The 301-nt window shown below is 41.9% G+C and carries 1 protein-coding gene; it reads right to left on the bottom strand.

From position 1 onward, the window contains the following. Positions 1 to 301, bottom strand: a 301-nt coding sequence (locus ACFIO5_RS12530) for an ATP-binding cassette domain-containing protein (RefSeq protein WP_375705579.1), incomplete at both ends; no start/stop codon positions are given.

The following is a 301-nucleotide window of genomic DNA, read 5'->3' as shown; positions in this document are numbered from 1 at the left end:
CATGTATCAGTTCTTGACGGCTATCAATGTCAAGGTGATTGGTTGGTTCATCAAGAATAAGAAGATGGGGCCCTTCAAAAACAGTAAGTCCCATAAGCAAGCGAACTTTTTCACCTCCTGAAAGCTCTTTGGCTTTTGTCATCATTTTTTCCGTTGATATTCCCATACGAGCGACTGCTGCGCGTATTTTAGCGTCTGCTTTTCCTGGCATGAGATGACGCATGTGATCTATTGCATTTTCTTCCGGTTTCAGATCATCAGGTTGATGTTGAGAAAAAAAAGCAATTTTCAGATGTGGAGC

Source organism: Bartonella sp. AA86SXKL, assembly GCF_042196885.1.
Note: the sequence above shows the minus strand (reverse complement) of the source record. Positions and strands in the feature narration are given on the sequence as shown.